Genomic DNA, 20,217 nt, shown 5'->3' with positions numbered 1-20,217 from the left:
TTTTCTTTGACATAAAAAATGCTTACGATGTTAGGAAAATTTTACTTCCACTTTGATGTTAGCACAATTGTCTCATTATGTGGTTTATTCTCCTCTGGTAGTTTATCAATCTTCATAACTACAGGTAGATCAGCAGAAAGTCCGGCAAGTATGCAACCACCTTGTGGAAGTATAGACAAGCTATCAAATGATATTTTATCTAAATAAGAAACTGTTCTTCCAATTGCTTCTATATCTTTATTATTAATTAATCTGTGTAAAAGATAGTTATGTAATTGAGAAATTATTGTATCGGATATATCGTATGGTCTTTGGCTTGAAATAGTTAAAAAAACACCAAACTTTCTTCCTTCTTTTATTATTTCTTCAAATGTTTCTAAACGATAATCTTTCCATGTTTCACTTTCACGAATTGAATTTCGTGATAATATGTTATGTGCTTCATCAATTATTATATTTAGATATTTTTCTCTATCTAAATTATTTTTTTTATAATATTCATAATAATATTTGCAAATTACTAATGGGATTATTTTCTTCATCTCAACATTAACATCGTTGAGATTTATTATCACTAATGGCTTTTTATTTGCCATTATTTTATCTACATTGATAACAGCAAATACTTTCGTAATTTCATTAAATTTTGTGTCAAGTCTATTATATAAAGGTCCGATATGTTCTTTTGAGTAATATCCTTTTGTTATTACGTCAAAATAATTAATTATGATTTGTAATCTTATTTTAATAAATGCATTAATCTTAGTTAAGTCAATCACTAGAGTTTTAATAATTTCTTTTAGTCTTTCTAAAAATTCAGAAGGTTTATCATTATTTTTAATATTTTCTAAAACATATGTACCATACTCAATTTTAAGTCCACTTTTAATTCTGTTTCTCACTTCCTTTATGTTTTTAAAAATTGAAGTATGATTATTTAAACGAAATAATTCATCTAAAAAGAAAATGTGAAAATCCTTATCTAAATTTTTACCACCTTGAGTAAGAATTGTACTTATAGTATTATTAATAAGAGATTTGATACCTATTTCAGTTTTTGTATGTTCAACTAGTGTTTTTCTGAATAAGGAACTATTTAAAAATGGTTTTTGAGTTTGATCAGTTGCTTTTAGTAATATTGACCAAAAAGTTAAATCATTTACTTCTGATTCAGGTATTGGAAATTTATCTTTACCATTTTTTGAAGTTGAGAGAAAAAAACGATTTTTATATTCTTTTTCTATAATTATATTGTCGCTATCATTTTCAACAGCATATTCTCCATTAAAATCAATTAAAATGAATTTTGCATTATTTTGAAATTTAGGATTCTCTTTATATTTGTTTAGTAGCTCATGATAAACCTTAGATAGAGTATATGATTTTCCACTACCCGTGTTTCCAAAGATACCTATATGACTTGCAAATAATTTATCAACTCCGAGTTCTATAGGAGTATTTGTTTCATTTAATAAATAGCCAAGTTTAATTTTTTCATCATCAACTTTTGCAAAACTGTGAATACAATTAAATTCTATATCATTTAATAGAAAACAATCATTATCAATCAAAGGTAATTCTTTTAATCCTTGGCGGAATATTTTTGTGTCAATATATCCAACTAATGTTACATTAAGAAAACGTTTTATTTTGTTTTTATGATTTGTATAGTTATTTATATTTAAATCTTTATCTTCAGATATAAATTCACCTTCAATTTTACCAATAATTTCATTATAACCTTTAGCTATTTTTATATATGAACCAACGGATACATTTTTGATAATTTTACCATCAAATATTAAATGTGGAGCATTTTTATTTTTATCTACACGAATAATTATATTTTTACCCTTAACTTCACTTACAGAACCAATTTTTAAAATTGATTCAGCAACAAAATTATCGTTACTTATTTTATTCTTCATCTTTTGGTTCTGCTTTGAGATTATCAGAAACAGCGATATCAACAACGGATAGTTTTTCGTTTATAGAGGATTCAAATTTTTCCGCAATATTTAAGAAAACAGAATTGACTACTTTTTTAAAATCAAAACCAATAAAATCTGTATATAAATTTTTATACTTCAATTGAGAAAATAAACTTTCAATATATTCTTTTTGTGAATCGCTATAGTTAAAAACAATTACTAATAGAGTTGGATTTGAGTTCAATGCTCTTTTTGTAATTTCTTTTATATGTTCGTCAGCAAAAGAGAAACCAGTGACAAAAAGAACAGTATTTTCACGTTCCAAAATATTAGAATACATTCTCATTTGTTCGTAATATTCAAGACGTAATGTTGTATTTTCAAATTTTTCTTTTGTAGGATTAATCATAACTAACTTATCATATTCAGTTATGAAGTTATCAAAAGCTTCATCAATAAAATTTTCTAAATTTAGTTTAGAGCATTCCTTTTTAATTTCTTCATAATCCTTGGGAATTATCTTGGGAGTATTTCCATCGTTTTCTATCTTAGTTAACGGAATTAAATATTCTGAGTTGAAATCAATGTTATTTAAATTTAATAATACATCACACTTTTGATTATATTTTATTTTGGTTTCAGATGATTTATCCCAAGTTACTGAACCATGAACCTTAAATAAGTTAAACAAAGGTAATTCTGAACTTAAACTATATTGAGAACTATTTTTAAAAAATGATTTTTGATAATTAGACGTATCAAAAGTTTGATTGAATTTACCACTGAATCCATCATTAAATTCTAAACCTAGTTTATCTAAAGTTACATCTAAGAATAAATCCATATTGGTTGTGAAGATATTTACTTCTTTAGGCAATAATTTATTCTTGCGTTTTAAGATTAAAACATTTAATGCTTGTAAAAAATCTTGATAGTTTTTTTGGGTTTCTTCAAATTCCGACTGCTTTGTTTCTTCTAACTCAAAAGTTTCATCAATTAATTTACTGTTCCCTTTGATACACTTTTCATAGTACCAGTATTTTATCGATACATCTAAGATTTTATACCACTTTTCAGATTTTACTTCATTTGGTTCTTTATCAAGGTCAGTTAATAATGTTTCAATATTTGAGAGTGTTTCTAAGTAATTTCTGGATGCACCCGAACCAATTAGAAAATTGAAGTGGCAACTTTCTATAATTTTTAGAATTTTGTCATTGTCCATTTTTTTAGAAGTATTATTACAGTTGTTTTAATCTAATTCACAAATATAAAATACTTTACATAATAAACAACAGTGCGTAAAAAGTTATTTAATAAACTTAAATACTATATTGATTCCTAACCACAAAGCACAAAAAAAAGGAACTTCGTCAAGTTCCTTTTAAATTTTTTAATAAACAGCGTATATTATTTTTTGAATAATACTGTAATACCTTCTTGATTTGGTAAAATCGGGCGAGGTTCTTCTGCTGTTACTATTCCTGCTTTTTCTTTTCTAAAGTTCGCTAACCAAAGAGGAATCCAAGAGATAGCCATCGTTGCAAAGAAGATGATACCCCAAAATCCACATAAGGCAATTGTTAAGAACAATAAGAAACCTAAAAATTGAATCATGATTTTATTTTTATGTGGTACAAACTTAACAAATAAAATTTATAGAAATGCTAACAATAATCACTTTTCTTTCATCATTCGATTTATTAAATTTGTAGAATTAGTTTATTAAACAAAAATCAAATATAGCCAAAATGGAATACAGAATTGAGAAAGACACCATGGGGGAAGTAAAAGTTCCTGCAGATAAATATTGGGGTGCTCAAACAGAACGTTCAAGAAATAACTTTAAAATTGGAGCTGCTGCTTCTATGCCAAAAGAAATTGTTGAAGGTTTTGCTTATTTAAAAAAAGCTGCTGCTTATGCTAATGCAGAATTAGGAGTTTTACCAACAGAAAAGCGTGATGCAATTGCTGCTGTTTGTGATGAAATCTTAGCAGGAGAATTAGATGATCAGTTTCCTTTGGTTATTTGGCAAACAGGTTCTGGAACACAATCTAATATGAATGTGAACGAAGTTGTTGCAAATCGTGCACAAGTTTTAGCTGGTTTTAAAATTGGAGAAGGAGAGCCAGTTTTAAAAGCAAATGACGATGTAAACAAATCTCAATCTTCTAATGATACTTTTCCAACAGGTATGCACATTGCTGCTTACAAAGCTGTTGTAGAAGTAACAATTCCTAGTGTTGAGCAATTACGTGATACTTTAGCTAAAAAAGCAAAAGAGTACATGAGTGTTGTTAAAATTGGTCGTACGCACTTAATGGATGCTACACCTTTAACTTTAGGACAAGAATTATCTGGTTATGTTGCACAATTAAACTATGGTTTAAAAGCTTTACGTAATACATTAGCGCATTTATCTGAAGTTGCTTTAGGTGGAACTGCTGTTGGTACAGGTTTAAATACTCCAGAAGGATATGATGTAGTTGTTGCAAAATACATTGCAGAATTTACAGGACATCCATTTGTTACTGCTGAAAATAAATTTGAAGCTTTAGCTGCACACGATGCAATTGTAGAAACTCATGGAGCTTTAAAACAATTAGCTGTTTCTTTAAATAAAATAGCAAACGATATCCGTATGTTAGCTTCTGGACCACGTTCAGGAATTGGAGAAATCTTAATTCCAGAAAATGAGCCAGGATCATCTATCATGCCAGGTAAAGTAAACCCAACACAATGTGAGGCTTTAACAATGGTTGCTGCTCAAGTTATGGGTAACGATGTTGCAATTACAATAGGAGGTACACAAGGACATTATGAATTAAATGTTTTTAAACCAGTTATGGCGGCTAATTTCTTACAATCTGCTCGTTTAATTGGTGATGCTTGTGTTTCTTTTGATGAGCATTGTGCACAAGGTATCGAGCCAAACTACGATCGTATTAAAGAATTAGTAGATAACTCTTTAATGTTAGTTACTGCGCTTAATACAAAAATTGGATACTACAAAGCTGCTGAGATTGCTCAAACAGCACACAAAAATAATTCAACATTAAAAGAAACTGCAATTGCATTAGGATATGTAACTGCTGAAGAATTTGATGAGTGGGTGAAACCAGAAGAAATGGTTGGTTCTTTAAAATAAGAATTATAAAACTATTATATAAAATAAACCCTCGATATGTTCTTATCGAGGGTTTTTTGTATAATTATTCTTCTTCAGGACTCTTAAAACATTTTGTTTTGAAGTTGGTAAGTTTTGAAGTTTTTCGACATCCATTGTGTTAGTTTAGAAAAAATAATTTCGATTCTATTCAATTACACTTTAACATGATGAGAAGTTGAAACGAGTTCAACTTGACAGACGTTATTAATTAATTTAAAAAAGAGAATTCGTTATATTATACACAATAAAAACCCTCGATATATTTTTTATCGAGGGTTTTGGATTATTATAAGTCTCTTATGTCTTCCTGAACTTGTTTCAGGATCACATTATACTATTAACGTGATGTGACAGTTATCTAAGCCCTTAAAGTCTTAAATCTAAGTACTATTGAGCTTTTGTAAACTCTAAATTGATTGATAATTTTACTTTATCAGAAACAACTAATCCTCCTGCTTCTGTTACTTGGCTCCATCCTAAACCAAAATCTTTACGATTAATTTCTCCAAAAAATTCGAATCCAGCACGAGTGTATCCAAAAGGATCTTGAATAACTCCACCAAAATCAGCATCTAAAGAAACAGCTTTTTTCTCTCCTCTGATTTCTAAAGTTCCTTCTATTTTTCCATTTTTAATACCAGAAGTACTTTCAAATTTTAATTCAGGAAATTTATCTGCATGGAAAAAATCTTCAGACTTTAAATGTCCATCACGATCTCCATTTTTTGTGTTGATAGAATCAACATTTGCAGAAAATGAAAATTTTGCATCAGAAAAATCTTCATCGTTTGCTTCTACATTAGCAGAAAAATTATCAAAATTTCCTGTTACTGTAGATATTACCATATGTTTTACTTTAAATTGTACTTCTGAGTGAGAAGCATCTAAATTCCATGTTGTTGCCATAATATTGTTTTTTTGTATGATTGTATAAATTGTTTAATTAACCTATTCTGAATGATAACATTCCCAATGAACCGTATATTAATTTGTCATTAAAAATAGTTACCTGTTCATTCTTTTCTTGTAAACCTAATGCATATACAGAAGGCAAATAATGTTCCATAGATGGAACGGCTAAATTGTAAGCAGTACCTTTTTGTACAAAATTGAATAGTTGTTGATGATCCCCAGAAGTAACAATATTTTTAAATGTATCATTTACTTCATAAGCCCAATCGTAACCTGCATCTGGTTCGTTCCAGTTTAATGCTCTCAAATTGTGTACAACATTTCCACTACCAACAATTAATATTCCTTTTCTTCTTAATGCACTCAACTCTTTTGCTAAAGCATAATGTTGTTGAGGAGTTTTGTAAACATCTAAGCTCAGTTCTATCATCGGAATATCTGCATTTGGATATAAAAATTTAATTACACTCCATGATCCGTGGTCAAATCCCCACATTTTGTCTAAATCAATATCAGAAGTTTTAATTAAGTTTTTAACCTCACTTGCTAATTCTGGACTTCCTGGTGCCGGATATTCTACATCAAATAAAGCTTGAGGAAAACCATAAAAATCATGAATTGTTTTTGGCTTTTGTAACGCAGTAACTTTTGTTCCCTTAGTTTCCCAATGAGCCGAAATACATATAATTGCATTAGGCTTTGGAATTGTTTTTCCAATATTTCTCCAACCATCAACAAAGATATTTTCTTCTATTGCATTCATCGGAGAGCCATGTCCTAAAAATAAAACAGGCATCTTTTCTGTTGTAGAAAAACTTGAACTAATTGATTTTAAGTTATTGAAATCCATGATTTTTATGGTTAATAATTATAATGTATTATTTCGCTTGAAATTCTAAGTTAGAAGTTAATGTAACAACATCACCAACAACCGCTTCTGGTATTTTAGCACCTACATTAAAATCAGTTCTTTTAATATTTCCTTTTACTGTAAATCCGTAAGTTTTTACTCCATTGTTTACAATATTACCATTGTAGATTAAAGTTAAAACAACTGGTTTTGTAATACCGTTTAAAGTTAAATCTCCTGATAATTTAAATTCTTTTCCTTTAATTTTAGAAATTGATTTAGATTTAAATTCTAATTTATCGTTTTTAGCTGCATTAAAGAAATCAGCAGATTTTAAATGATTATCTCTTGCTTCAACACCTGTGTTGATAGAATTGATGTTTGCAGTTACGTGAAATTTAGCATCACTTAAGTCTTCTTTTGTAAAACTAGCGTGAACAGTAAAATCATTAAAATTTCCTTCTACATCAGAAATTGTCATGTGAGATACAGAGAATCCTAATTTAGAGTGTGCTGCATCGTTTGTGTAGTTTTGAGCAAAAGCAGACATAGAAGCTGCAGATAACATAAGTGTGAATAATAATTTTTTCATTTTATCAGTTATTTATTTTTTGATGAGACAAAGTTATTATCCTCACAAAGCAGGAGCATTGATATAAGATAAGAAATGAAGTTGCTTAAACTAATTATACTATTTTCAATTATAATCTTGTTTGATTACACTCTGTCATGTTGAGCTTGTCGAAATATTTTTATAGAATTCTTTCTAATTCTTCGACAGGCTCCGAATGACACTTTAAATTAATTAAAATATAAACTTAAAAACTTCAATTAAAAAAGATGATTAATAGGCGATAGGTTCACCATTTTCATCAGTTGTTAAAACTTCGGACATATAGTCAAAGAAAGAATTTAGAGATGTAAATGCTTTTACTACTTTTTTAGGAAAATCTTTTTCTAAGATGTCATTTTCAGTAAAGTTCTTTACAAAGATGTATTGTTTCTTTCTTAGTAAATCTATTCGTTCATGCTCTTTATTAAATCCTTTAGGCGCCGTTTTTACCTCGTCACCAACCAATTTTCCAAATTCCTTTTTTAATTCCTTTGATTGAAGAATTTTTACTAATTCGTCCGAAACATCTATGTCTTTTCTAATACGCAATAAATCGTCTCTTTCTGGACCCCAAAAGCCCGCTGCTATAAAACAATTATTTGGTTCGAAATGGATGTAATATCCTCCACGTTTATACGGTTTTTTTCTTCCTGTTTGTGCAGAGAAATGATTCTTGTATGGTGTTTTATCTAAAGAGAATCTTACATCTCTGTATATTCTATAAATTTTTAGTTGCTCTAATTCATCGCTTTTACTCAATTCTTGGTAAACCGATTCAAAAATTACATTTGCTTCTGTTTTTGCAACCTCAAATTCATCTTTGTGTTCTGTAAACCATTCTCTGTTGTTATTCTTTTGTAGTTTCTTTAGAAACTTAAATATTTCTGACATGTTTTTATTCTTTTTGAGGATTAAAATTACTTTCATATAATTTAATCCATTGTTCTGGATTTATTTTAGATACTAATTCTTTTATTAAATCATACGGTATATCATCCATCTTTTTAAGTCTTATGCAACCTTTTCCCATGTCTAATTTTCTTTTAGAATGTTTGGGATATTCTTCTATAAACCAATTATAGAGTTCTAAATCTGCATAAATCCCCATGTGATATAACGAGATAAAATTCTTTTGCGATGCGATTCCAATAAAAGGTAAAGGTGATTTAGGATCGCAATGATAACCTTTTGGATAAGTAGAGTGAGGAACTACAAAACCAATGTGTCCATAGTTTATTCTTTCTTCAAATCCATTTGGTAAATTATCTTTTATTGTAAGGTACAGTTTTCTTACGCTTTCGACTCTTTCTTTAGGAATACTTTCAAAATATTCTTCTAAACTTGATACTTCATATTGCATCTATTTTCTGTATTTATCGTTTAAACCTTTACCATCTAAAATTAGTGGTTTTATTTTTTCTATTCTAGATAATTTTGTTTTTTCTTGTTTTGCTTCCTCAATGTATTCTATGTATTCTTTTTGTTTGCTTTTACTTAAAGTATTAAATGAATTAAATAATGTATTATCTTGATTTAAAGTTTCTTTTAGTAATCCATTAAGTTCTTTTGGAACAGGTTTTTCAAATTTAAATTCTATTCCATTTTCAACTAATTTTATAGCTTCTTCTATATATTGTTTTACTTTCTCTACATCAATTTCATCTGCAGAATTAAACCTCCATTGACGTAAAGCTTTTGTTTTTTCCTCGTTTGCATTCACTAAGACGTTGTACTTATCTTGTAATAAAACACCATTGTAAAACCACAAAGCAAAATGATTTTTAAAACCACTAAATGCTAACACATTTTTCTTTTTGTAAGTGTAAACATCACCTCCCCATTTAAACTCTTTTTTAAGGACAGTGTTATTAATAATTTGTGTTATTTTTTCGTTTGCTTCTGCCCAATTGCCATTATACTTTGTCCATTCTCCAGCTTTTTGATCTTTCATTAAATCTATTTTATGGAGTAGAATTTTCTGAATTAAATCTTTTGGAAGAGGAATATCTAACGGAATTTGAATTGCCCCTTTTGTGGTTTTAAAGTCTATTAAATCCTCTTTAAGATGATTTATAGTATCTGGACCAGGATATAATCCTAAATGGTTTTTGAACATTGCAAAATGAATTAAATTTCCATTTAATCTATAAGTCGGCATATTGTAATTAATTGTTTCCTTTGCTTCTGGAACAAAGTCTTTTATTAATTGACGGATGTTTTGTAATAACGTTTTCTTGTCACCATCAAAACCAGCAATGTATTCATCAATATTAGAAAAAGAACTCATGGTAATTTGTGTTTTGTATGTGTATATTAGACAAACTAATTTAGTTAAAAAATAAAAACAAATGACCGACATCTTCTTGTTTACTTAAATGTTTATTACATTTATAATTCTATAAAATACAATTAACACGTGAAAAAAATAACTTCAAACTTAATTTTGCTTGGAGCATTAATGCTAACAAGTAATTTCAGTTATGCACAAGACGATGTAAAAGCCGATTCTATTTATGTAAGAAATAACTACGAAAAAATAGAACAGTTGATTCCAATGCGAGATGGGAAACAATTATTTACGGCGATTTATATCCCAAAAGATAAATCGAAAAAATATCCCGTATTGTTAAACAGAACCCCATATACAGTTGCACCTTATGGAGCAAATGAATACAAGAAATATCTTGGGAATTTTCCTGCCGAAATGCGAGAGGGATTTATTTTTGTTTATCAAGATGTGAGAGGAAAATGGATGAGCGAAGGTGACTTTGATGATGTTCGACCAATTAATATAATAAAAAATAAAAAAGCTATTGATGAAAGTACAGATACTTACGATACTTTAGAGTGGCTAGCGAAGAATTTAAAAAATTATAATCAGAAAGCTGGAATTTATGGAATTTCTTATCCAGGTTTTTACTCTACAATGAGTTTAGTAAATTCTCATCCAACTTTAAAAGCTGTTTCTCCACAAGCGCCAGTTACCAATTGGTTTTTAGGAGACGATTTTCATCACAATGGTGTTTTATTCTTAGCAGACTCTTTTAAGTTTATGTCTTCTTTTGGTGTTAAACGACCACAACCAATTACACCAGATAAAGGACCAAAATCGTTAGATTTTCCTATAAAAGATACCTATAGATTTTATTTAGAAGGAGGTTCTGTTAAAGAATTAAAAGCGAAATATTTTCAAGATAATATTAAGTTTTATAACGATTTATTCGCGCATCCAGATTATGATCAATTTTGGAAAGACAGAGACCCTTTACCTCATCTAAAAAATGTAAAACCTGCAGTAATGACTGTTGGAGGTTTTTTTGATGCTGAGGATGCTTATGGTGCTTTTGCAACATATAAAGCCATAGAAAAACAAAATCCTACTGCAACGAATATTCTTGTTGCTGGGCCTTGGTTTCATGGAGGTTGGGTAAGGAGTAAAGCTGACACGTTTGGCGATATGCAATTTGGTTCTGAAACAGGTGAATATTACAAAGAGAATATAGAATTACCGTTTTTTAATTATTATTTAAAAGATAAAGGGAATTTTAAACCTACAGAAGCGCATATATTTATAACTGGTTCTAACCAATGGAAACAATTTGAGGCATGGCCACCGAAAAACGTTTCAACTAAAAAAATGTATTTGCAGGATAATGGAAAAATTACATTTGATAAATCTAATAACTCGACAACATTTGATGAATATGTTGCAGATCCAAATAATCCTGTTCCTTATCAAGGAGGTGTTTTAGAGAATAGAACGAGGGAATATATGGTAGATGACCAACGTTTTGCTTCTACACGACCAGATGTTATGGTGTATCAAACAGATATTTTAACAGAAGATATTACGATTACTGGTCCCGTAATTAACCATTTATTTGTTTCATCTACTGGAACTGATGCAGATTATGTGGTAAAACTAATAGATGTTTATCCAGAAAATACGCCGAAGTTTAACGATAAACTGATGGGAGGTTATCAAAACTTAATTCGTGCCGAAATTATGCGAGGAAAATACCGTAATAGTTTTAGTACACCAGAAGCGCTGATTCCAAATAAGAAAACAGATGTAACCTATACAATGCCAGATGTTGGACATACGTTTAAAAAAGGACATCGTATCATGATTCAGGTTCAGAATTCTTGGTTTCCTTTAGCTGATAGAAATCCACAACAATTTATGAACGTTTATGAAGCAACGGCAAAAGATTTCATTAAACAAACACAACGAATTTATCATGATTCTTATATTGAAATTCCTGTTTTGAAATAAAATATTCTTAAAAGTCCAATATATGTATTGGACTTTTTATATTTATATAAATTATCGGTAAAAATGAAAAATAAGCAATTAAAAAATATATTTCTAGGTACATTATTCGCATTATCTTCTTCTATTTATGCACAAACGTATACGTTGAAATTTAAAACAAACTATGGAAAGTTTGATGTGGTCTTGTATGATTTTACACCTGAGCATCGTGATTTAATATTAAATCAAATAGAGAAGGGAACGTATACCAATGCACAGTTTAATCGCGTTATAAAAGATTTTGTTATTCAGGGAGGAGAATTAGACGAAGATATTTTAGAAGAAGAAGCTGCTTCTTTAATTAAGAAACCAGTTCGTTTGGCACCCGAATTTAATCCAAAAGCTTACCATAAAGTTGGTGCTTTAGGTGCAGGGAGAGATGATAATAAACAAAAAGGCTCTTATTATAATCAACTTTACTTTGTTGTTGGTAAAAAAGTTTCAGCTAAAGATTTAGATGATTTAGAATTTAAAAAAGGAATAAAGTTTACTGAAGAGCAGCGAAAAGAATATCTTAAAAATGGAGGTCAACCTCGTTTAGATTATGATTACACTGTTTTTGGAGAGGTTACAAAAGGATTAAACAATGTTATAAAAATAAGTGAAGTAGAAACCAATAAGGAACTTCCTGTAAAACCTGTCATCTTCTCTATAAAAGTGAAGAAAAATTCGATTAAAAGAAAAAACAAAACAAGTTTTATGGTTGGTGGTTCAGCTATAAAGTATTAATAAGTTATAAAGTAACTTATTTTTCTATCCAATTCTTAAACTGAGATGTACTATTTTGACTTGTTTTTAGAATAGTATGGTATCCCTTTAATTTTATAGCGATTGAATTTTTACTATAACGTTCAATTTTTTCAACGTATTCTTTTTGTATAAGTTCACTTCTGTTTATTCGAAAGAAATTAAAGGGATCAACTTGGTTTTCAATATCTTTTATGGTAGTTTCTGTTAGTAAATGCTTGCTTCCTAAATTGTCATGAGCAAATATTACACCTTCAGAAGCTTCAAAATAAGCAATTTGATGACTATCTAAAAAATAAACACCTTTATTAGTCGTGATAGAAAAACGTTTTTTATATGTTTTCTCCACTAAATTTTGTTGAATAAGCTTTGTAATATTCGTCAATAAATCATCATCTTTTTGAGAAGAATTACTTAAAAGTAGAAACTTATTCCAAGCTTTTTCAAAACGATCCTTAGAAAACGGTTTTAGTAAATATTCAATTCCATTACTTTCGAATGCATTCATCCAAAATTGATCATAAGCAGTCGTGAAAATAATAGGACAATCAATAGATACTTTAGCATATATATCGAATGCATTGCCATCTAATAGTTCAATATCAGAAAAAATTACATCTACTTTATTCTTATTAAGAAAATCTATTGCAGAAGAAACCGAATCAATTTCAGTTAATGTATTGATAGATATTTCTAACTCTTGTAGAAATCGCTTTAATTTTCTTCTTGCGGGAATTTCATCCTCTATAATAAGTACATTTATCACGTATGTTCTTTTAAAATCAGTGGAATTTTTATTGTAAATAATTCATCAGAATTTTCTATCGTAATGGAATTTTCTGTCAGTATTTTATATTGTTCTACTAAGTTATTTATTCCTTTACCTGAACTTGTTTTCGTGTATTGCTTTAAGATTTTATTATTCTTAATTTCTATTCCATTGTCTGTAATCTCTACGCTAATATAAACAGGATTCTGTAATGTCCCTAAATTGTGTTTTATAGCATTTTCTATTAGTAATTGCAATGTTAATGGAACTATGTAAACTAAGTTATTTGTAAGTTTATTCTCTATGTTTAGAAGATAAGCATTTCCATATTTATGTTGCATCAGTTTAAAATATTGTTGTGCAAATTCTATTTCCTCTTCGATAAGAATTGTTTTTCTATCTAATCCCTGCAAAACATATCTATATATTTCTGCAAACTCATTAAGAAAGTCTGATGCGACTTGCTTATCTTCTTCAATTAACTGATCTAAAATATTTAAATTATTAAAAAGAAAATGTGGATTGAGCTGACTTTTTAGTTGATTAATTTTACTTTCTGATAAAGCCCGATTATAGTTGATTAACTTTAACTGTTGCTGTTTATTCTGATGATAATAGTAATATGCTAAGAAAAAGCTTCCATAAATAAAGCCATTAATTATGTTTGATAAGAATGAAACAGAAATGGTATGCCTATTAAAATTTCGTTCTACAGTATTAAACAGAAATGATATAGTATAGCCCGTAACGTACATTATTATGATATAGAGAACAATTGAAATAGAAAATATTTTAAATAATTCTTTAGTACGAATTACATCAGATTTTTGCCATTTTTTTATAAAAAACTGAAGAACTAAAAATAGTATAATAGCATTGAATAATGATGAAATTGCAGCCTCTGGTGTAAAAATATAAATATTGAGCGTTTGTCTTACAATAAGTCGTGTATAAATAGACTCTACATACGCAAAAAGTAAAATAAAGAGTAAAAAATATCTATTTTGGCTGATGTAAGTAATTATATTTCTCATTCTAATTTGGATAGAGCAATTTACAAAAAATAGTACTACTTCGCTATAGCACTATTCATTGTAAATAAAGTATCTTATTTATTGTCTGGGAAAGAAGCGATTGTATTTCCCTTATCATCATAAAAATCTAGTTTTGCTTTGTTGTCTTTGTCTACATAAAACATAGCTCTTGGTGCTCCGTTTTTATCAAAGAGAAATAATCCATTATTTTGATCACTCGTTTTTCCTAATATTACACGAGGTACAGTACCTAAATAACCTTGTTCTGTATATTGTTTATATTTTTCTCTCATAGCTTTTGGATCTTTTTTCTTAAGTTCCTCCAATTCTTTCATAATATCAGTAGTCATTTGCTGTGTTTCTTTACTAGCACGATCTGTAAACGCTAAACTACTACTCACAAAACGTCTATCTCCTTTCTTATAATCTTCTGTTAATAGTTGCATGACTTGATCGCCATCATACTGATCGTATGTAAGCGATAATCCAGAAGAATGTCCATCTTTCGTTTTTCTTCCATCATAAATAAAACCTCCACATTCTATTCCTTCTTCATTAAAAAATAACATACCAGATCTTTTCTTTCTATCTTCATTGATAGATCTACCATTAACAATATCTTTTCCATTCGGGAAAAGCCCTTCGTTTGTTATTATCATTCTTACTGTTCCGTCTTTTTCTACAACATTAATTCGCTCCACATCAATTTCATTAAATTTCTGATTTTGATTGTTTTTAAATGCTGAAGTGGTAATGAAAAACATTCCGATTACCGTTGTTATAGCAAATGCTCGTAAAAAAACTAATTCTTTCTTCATGTGTATAAATTTATTTGTGTTAATGTCTATTTTTTTAACGTGATGAATATTAATGAGGTAAAACTAATTGAAGCAGCATTGCTATTCAATAATAAAAAATTGAATAAAGGAATTAAATTGATAAACGAAGGAAAGAGTAGAATAAACAATATTCTTCATTTTAAAAAAATAAACATCTACAATGCTTTTGCAATACAATTGCATCTTATTTTTTCTACTTTTGTAAGCAAATGAAATGGTTCACGAAAATATTATTAATTTACATTATGGCACTTTTAGTGGTACCATGTAGTGATGCAAAAAATTGTGAACAGACTTTAGAAGAGACTACAACTGTAGCACATTTTCACAATCAGGATAATGAAGATAATTGTACACCTTTTTGCGAATGTATTTGTTGTGGTATTCCTATTACAAATTATCAGTTTAGACAAATAGAAGAACCTATACCACTACAATTTACAGCTTCTAATAAAATAATTATCAGAGCGTACAATGTTACTTCGACATATGCTGGTAGTATTTGGCAACCTCCAAAATTTTATAGTTAGTTTTTTTTAGACAATTTATGTTTGATATGTTTTAGTTGGCTTATAGAATTAAGTTAGCCAGCCATTATTGTACTTACATCAAATATCTATTGTCCTATTTTATAAAAAATAGAATAGTTTTTTTGTTTACTAACTTATAAAATTTAACAAGCCATGTTAGATAAAATTATAAAATTTAGCATCAAAAATAAGCTTGTTGTAGGATTTATGACCTTATTACTAATTGTATGGGGAACATGGAGTGCAACAAAATTACCAATAGATGCCGTACCTGATATTACAAATAATCAAGTACAAATATTCACAACCTGTCCAACTCTTGCAGGTGAAGAAGTAGAGCAATTAGTTACTTTTCCAATAGAACAAAGTATAGCAAATGTACCAGACATAACAGAAATTAGAAGTGTTTCTCGTTTCGGGTTATCTGTGATAACTGTTGTGTTTAAGGAGAATGTAGATATCTACTTTGCCAGACAATTAATTAACGAACGTTTACAGGAAGCCAAAGATCAAATTCCAGCGGGAATAGGAAAACCAGAATTAGCGCCTGTAAGTACAGGATTGGGAGAAGTGTATCAATATATTATTCATCCCAAAAAAGGAAGCGAGAAGAAATATACAGCAATGGATTTGCGAACAATGCAAGATTGGATTGTTGCGCGACAATTATACGGAACACCAGGTGTTGCAGAAGTTAATAGCTTTGGTGGACAACTTAAACAATATGAAGTTGCAGTAAATCCAAATCAATTAAAGGCAATGGGCGTGAGTATACCAGATATTTTTACTGCTCTAAAAAAGAATAATCAGAATACTGGTGGTGCTTATATTGATAAAAAACCAAACGCATATTTTATTAGAGGAATTGGATTAGCTAAATCTTTAGAAGATGTAAAGAATATTGTTGTAAAAAATTCTGGAGCAGTACCAATTTATATTAAAGATATTGCTGATGTACGTTTCGGAAGTGCTATAAGATATGGTGCATTAACTTACAATGGCGAAGTTGATGCTGTTGGTGGAGTAGTAATGATGTTGAAAGGCGAAAACAGTAACGATGTTGTGAATAGAATAAAAGAAAAACTTCCGACAATTCAACAATCTTTACCAAATGATATTACAATAGAACCATATTTAGATCGTACAGATTTGGTTGATAGAGCAATGAGTACAGTTGAGAAAAATTTAATTGAAGGTGCTTTAATTGTAATTTTTGTCTTGGTATTATTTCTAGGAAATTTTAGAGCAGGTCTTATTGTGGCAACAGCTATTCCATTGGCATTATTATTTGCATTAGGAATGATGAACTTATTTGGTGTTAGCGCTAATTTGATGAGTTTGGGAGCTATAGATTTTGGATTAATTGTAGATGGAGCTGTAATTGTCGTAGAAGCAACTATGCATCATCTTGGTTTAAGAAAATCTATGCGTCGCTTAACTCAACAAGAAATGGATGAAGAAGTTTTCTTATCTGCCTCTAAAATAAGAACAAGTGCTGCATTTGGAGAAATAATTATTTTAATTGTATACATACCTATTTTAACATTGGTTGGTGTAGAAGGTAAAATGTTTCGTCCAATGGCACAAACTGTAGGATTTGCAATTTTTGGAGCTTTAATATTATCTCTTACTTATATCCCGATGATGTGTGCATTATTCTTAAGTAAGAAGCCTGTTCTAAAAAAATCATTTAGCGATAAAATGATGGAGAAGCTTCAACATATTTATCAACCATTGTTACAGAAAGCCATAAATGTAAAATACATTATTGTTGCAGCAACCATTAGTGTATTTGCCTTTTCATTGTTTCTTTTTAGTAGAATGGGAGGCGAGTTTATTCCTCAATTACAAGAAGGTGATTATGCTTTTCATTGTATTCTTCCGCAAGGTAGTTCGCTTAATCAAAGTATTGAAACTTCTATGCAGGCATCTCGTATTCTGAAAAACTTTGATGAGGTTAAGATGGTTGTAGGAAAAACAGGATCAGCAGAAGTTCCTACAGATCCAATGCCGCCAGAGGCAACAGATTTAATGGTTATTTTAAAACCTCAGAAAGAATGGACTTCTGGTAGAAGTTATAAAGAGCTAGCAAATGACATGATGGAAAAATTAGAGGTTATTCCTGGAGTATTCTTTGAAAAAAATCAACCCATACAAATGCGTTTTAATGAGTTAATGACTGGTGTTAGACAAGATGTTGCTGTAAAAATATTTGGAGAAAACTTAGATAGTTTAGCAATCTATGCAGAAAAAGTAAGTCAAGTTATTCAAAAAGTTCCTGGTTCAACTTCTCCACAAGTTGAAAAAGTTAGCGGATTACCACAAATAAATATTGAATACGATCGTGTAAGAATTGCAAATTATGGATTAACAATAGAGGACGTAAATGATGTTGTAAGTACAGCTTTTGCAGGTAAAAGTGCTGGGTTAATTTATGAAAATGAACGAAGATTTGATTTGGTTGTTCGTTTAGATAGTCTTTACAAATCTGATATTGATGATGTTAATAATTTAACCATTCCGACTGATAGAGGGATGCAAATACCATTGTCTCAAGTTGCAAAAATTGATTATAAATTGGGACCTGCACAAATAAGTAGAGAAGCAGGAAAACGTAGAATTGTAATAGGTTTTAATGTTCAGAATAGGGATGTTAAAAGTGTTGTAAGTGATATTCAGAAGAAGCTTTCTGAGGAAATAAAACTACCTACAGGGTATTACTTCACGTATGGAGGACAGTTCGAAAATTTAGAAAAAGCAAGTAACAGACTTTTAATAGCAGTTCCTGTATCGCTTTTACTCATTTTTGTCTTATTATATTTTACTTTCCGATCTATTAAACAAGCCTTGCTAATTTTTACATCGATCCCGATGAGCGCAATAGGAGGTATTATAGCATTAATTTTAAGAGGAATGCCTTTTAGTATAAGTGCAGGAATTGGATTTATAGCTTTGTTTGGTGTAGCAGTTTTAAATGGTATTGTTTTAATCGGAACATTTAATCAATTAAAAAAAGAGGGCATAAATAATACAATACAACAAGTAAAGCAAGGAACAATTATGAGGCTTCGACCTGTTTTGATGACTGCTACTGTAGCTTCGTTAGGTTTTCTACCAATGGCAATTAGCACAAGTGCAGGAGCAGAGGTACAGAAACCTTTAGCAACGGTTGTAATAGGAGGATTAATCTCTGCAACTTTTCTTACATTATTTGTACTTCCGTTGTTGTATATCATCTTTAATTCGAAAATTAACTTTAAATCAAATCGTAAAATGACGTCTATTACAACAATTATAATTTTTCTTTTTGGGTCGATGTTTTTGCAAGCACAAGAGAAAATTTCTGTTGAACAAGCAATAGAAATAGCGATTGAGAATAATCAAGATATAAAATCTAAAACATTAGATATAGAATCTACAGAACAATTAAGAAAAACAGCTTTTGAATTACCAAAGACAAGCGTTAATTTTCAATATGGTAATAATGAAGGTTTTGAGTTTAATGATGGAGTTATGATTTCTCAAACCATTCCTTTTCCATCTATTTTTAAAGCAAAAAAGAATCTTGTAAATGAGCAAGTGAAAGGAAAGGAATTTGAAAAATCTATTTCTATTAATCAACTAAAGCAACAAGTTCGTTATTATTTTTATCAATTAGAATATTTAGAAAATAATGCTAAAATTCTAAGTTCTTTAGATAGTATATATACGGATTTTACTCGTGTTGCCAAGCTAAGATACAAAGCTGGAGATACTAAAAGAGTTGATATTAGTACGGCTCAAACTAAGCAAGGAGAGATAAATCTTCTTTCTCAGCAAAATAAAATGTATAAAGTAAATGCCTATAGAAGTTTACAAACCTTATTGAAATCTGAACAAGAATTTGAAATAGAAACTTCAGCGGAATATCAGCCACTATTTATTACTTCAATGGTAGATGAGAATTTCTTAGACAAGCATCCAGCTATACAAGCATTGTATCAGGAAGCAAAAATTATAGAGACATCGCAAAAGGTTGAAAAAGCAAGTGGATTACCAGATTTTACATTTGGTTATAGTAATATTTCATTAATTGGAGCGCATGAGCGTAATGGTATCGAACGGTATTATAATCGTGGTCAACGATTTAGTTATGTAGATGTAGGAATTTCAATTCCATTAACTTTTGGAGCTACAAAAGCTCGTATACGTTCGTTGGATTTATCTAAACAATCTTTTGAAGCTGCCGCAAATTGGCAAAAGCAACAATTACAAACGCAATTACAAAATACTTTACAAGAGTATGAGCAAAAGTTAGTTCAGTACAACTATTTAAAAGAACAGGCTCTACCCAATGCAAAAGAGATAATTAATGCAGCAAAATTGGGATATGAAACCGGTGATATTTCGAATGTAGAATATTTGTATTCTGTACAAGCAGCTACAGATATTCGTTTGAATTATCTGAAAAGCATTCAAGATATCAATAATTCAGTAATTAATATTTATTCACTTATTAATCAGTAAA

At 29.4% G+C, this 20,217-nt stretch carries 17 protein-coding genes; 5 read left to right on the top strand and 12 right to left on the bottom strand.

What is annotated here, in order from left to right:
* Nucleotides 1-41: 41 nt before the first annotated feature.
* From BUA86_RS12230 to BUA86_RS12220, 3 genes are all read right to left on the bottom strand, one after another.
* The gene (locus tag BUA86_RS12230; protein WP_072933052.1) at nt 42-1,928 is read right to left on the bottom strand and encodes an ATP-binding protein; all 1,887 of its coding nucleotides are present in this window, start codon (nt 1,926-1,928) and stop codon (nt 42-44) included.
* The gene (locus BUA86_RS12225) at nt 1,918-3,156 is read right to left on the bottom strand and encodes an SIR2 family protein (RefSeq protein WP_072933050.1); all 1,239 of its coding nucleotides are present in this window, start codon (nt 3,154-3,156) and stop codon (nt 1,918-1,920) included. The genes BUA86_RS12230 and BUA86_RS12225 overlap by 11 nt, the downstream gene beginning before the upstream one ends.
* A gap of 185 nt (nt 3,157-3,341) precedes the next feature.
* The gene (locus tag BUA86_RS12220) at nt 3,342-3,548 is read right to left on the bottom strand and encodes a hypothetical protein (RefSeq protein WP_072933048.1); all 207 of its coding nucleotides are present in this window, start codon (nt 3,546-3,548) and stop codon (nt 3,342-3,344) included.
* Between the two features lie 134 nt (nt 3,549-3,682).
* Between BUA86_RS12220 and fumC the strand changes: the two genes are divergently transcribed.
* Nucleotides 3,683-5,080: a class II fumarate hydratase gene (gene fumC, locus BUA86_RS12215; RefSeq protein ID WP_072933046.1), complete on the top strand. Its 1,398-nt coding sequence runs from the start codon at nt 3,683-3,685 to the stop codon at nt 5,078-5,080.
* Between the two features lie 408 nt (nt 5,081-5,488).
* Here the strand turns inward: fumC and BUA86_RS12210 are convergent, their stop codons facing one another.
* From BUA86_RS12210 to BUA86_RS16225, 6 genes are all read right to left on the bottom strand, one after another.
* On the bottom strand, nt 5,489-6,007 hold the full coding sequence (locus BUA86_RS12210; RefSeq protein WP_072933044.1) for a YceI family protein: 519 nt from the start codon (nt 6,005-6,007) through the stop codon (nt 5,489-5,491).
* A 37-nt stretch (nt 6,008-6,044) separates the two neighbouring features.
* Entirely contained in the window at nt 6,045-6,863 is an 819-nt protein-coding gene (ygiD, locus tag BUA86_RS12205) for a 4,5-DOPA-extradiol-dioxygenase (protein WP_072933042.1), read from the bottom strand.
* Between the two features lie 28 nt (nt 6,864-6,891).
* Nucleotides 6,892-7,455 carry a YceI family protein gene (locus BUA86_RS12200; RefSeq protein WP_072933041.1) on the bottom strand — a complete coding sequence of 188 codons (564 nt, stop codon included), beginning with the start codon at nt 7,453-7,455 and terminating at the stop codon, nt 6,892-6,894.
* Nucleotides 7,456-7,707: 252 nt separating this feature from the next.
* Nucleotides 7,708-8,367: a DUF2461 domain-containing protein gene (locus BUA86_RS12195; protein ID WP_072933166.1), complete on the bottom strand. Its 660-nt coding sequence runs from the start codon at nt 8,365-8,367 to the stop codon at nt 7,708-7,710.
* Between the two features lie 4 nt (nt 8,368-8,371).
* Nucleotides 8,372-8,836 carry a DUF1801 domain-containing protein gene (locus BUA86_RS12190; protein ID WP_072933039.1) on the bottom strand — a complete coding sequence of 155 codons (465 nt, stop codon included), beginning with the start codon at nt 8,834-8,836 and terminating at the stop codon, nt 8,372-8,374.
* The gene (locus BUA86_RS16225) at nt 8,837-9,763 is read right to left on the bottom strand and encodes a DUF1801 domain-containing protein (protein ID WP_083580366.1); all 927 of its coding nucleotides are present in this window, start codon (nt 9,761-9,763) and stop codon (nt 8,837-8,839) included. It abuts the gene before it with no gap.
* Between the two features lie 129 nt (nt 9,764-9,892).
* On the opposite strand from BUA86_RS16225, the gene BUA86_RS12175 reads away from it, so the two are divergent.
* Both BUA86_RS12175 and BUA86_RS12170 read left to right on the top strand, forming a co-directional pair.
* The gene (locus tag BUA86_RS12175; RefSeq protein ID WP_229731756.1) at nt 9,893-11,752 is read left to right on the top strand and encodes a CocE/NonD family hydrolase; all 1,860 of its coding nucleotides are present in this window, start codon (nt 9,893-9,895) and stop codon (nt 11,750-11,752) included.
* Nucleotides 11,753-11,815: 63 nt separating this feature from the next.
* Nucleotides 11,816-12,520, top strand: coding sequence for a peptidylprolyl isomerase (locus BUA86_RS12170; RefSeq protein WP_072933037.1), 705 nt, complete (start codon nt 11,816-11,818; stop codon nt 12,518-12,520).
* A 16-nt stretch (nt 12,521-12,536) separates the two neighbouring features.
* Here BUA86_RS12170 and BUA86_RS12165 read toward each other — a convergent pair whose 3' ends face one another.
* The 3 genes from BUA86_RS12165 to BUA86_RS12155 form a co-directional block, all read right to left on the bottom strand.
* Nucleotides 12,537-13,304 carry a LytR/AlgR family response regulator transcription factor gene (locus tag BUA86_RS12165; RefSeq protein WP_072933035.1) on the bottom strand — a complete coding sequence of 256 codons (768 nt, stop codon included), beginning with the start codon at nt 13,302-13,304 and terminating at the stop codon, nt 12,537-12,539.
* On the bottom strand, nt 13,301-14,341 hold the full coding sequence (locus tag BUA86_RS12160) for a sensor histidine kinase (protein WP_072933033.1): 1,041 nt from the start codon (nt 14,339-14,341) through the stop codon (nt 13,301-13,303). Before BUA86_RS12160 ends, BUA86_RS12165 begins: the two co-directional genes overlap by 4 nt.
* 74 nt (nt 14,342-14,415) lie before the next feature.
* Nucleotides 14,416-15,159 (bottom strand): hypothetical protein, encoded by a 744-nt coding sequence (locus tag BUA86_RS12155; RefSeq protein WP_072933031.1) that lies wholly within the window; start codon nt 15,157-15,159, stop codon nt 14,416-14,418.
* A gap of 230 nt (nt 15,160-15,389) precedes the next feature.
* Here BUA86_RS12155 and BUA86_RS12145 point away from each other — a divergent pair, with 230 nt between their 5' ends.
* On the top strand, nt 15,390-15,710 hold the full coding sequence (locus BUA86_RS12145; RefSeq protein ID WP_072933027.1) for a DUF6660 family protein: 321 nt from the start codon (nt 15,390-15,392) through the stop codon (nt 15,708-15,710).
* A gap of 153 nt (nt 15,711-15,863) precedes the next feature.
* Nucleotides 15,864-20,216, top strand: a complete 4,353-nt coding sequence (locus BUA86_RS12140; RefSeq protein ID WP_072933026.1) for a CusA/CzcA family heavy metal efflux RND transporter — start codon at nt 15,864-15,866, stop codon at nt 20,214-20,216.
* Nucleotide 20,217 lies beyond the last annotated feature (1 nt).

It is taken from the genome of Chishuiella changwenlii, from assembly GCF_900142565.1.
Classification (GTDB): domain Bacteria; phylum Bacteroidota; class Bacteroidia; order Flavobacteriales; family Weeksellaceae; genus Empedobacter; species Empedobacter changwenlii.
Note: the sequence above shows the minus strand (reverse complement) of the source record. Positions and strands in the feature narration are given on the sequence as shown.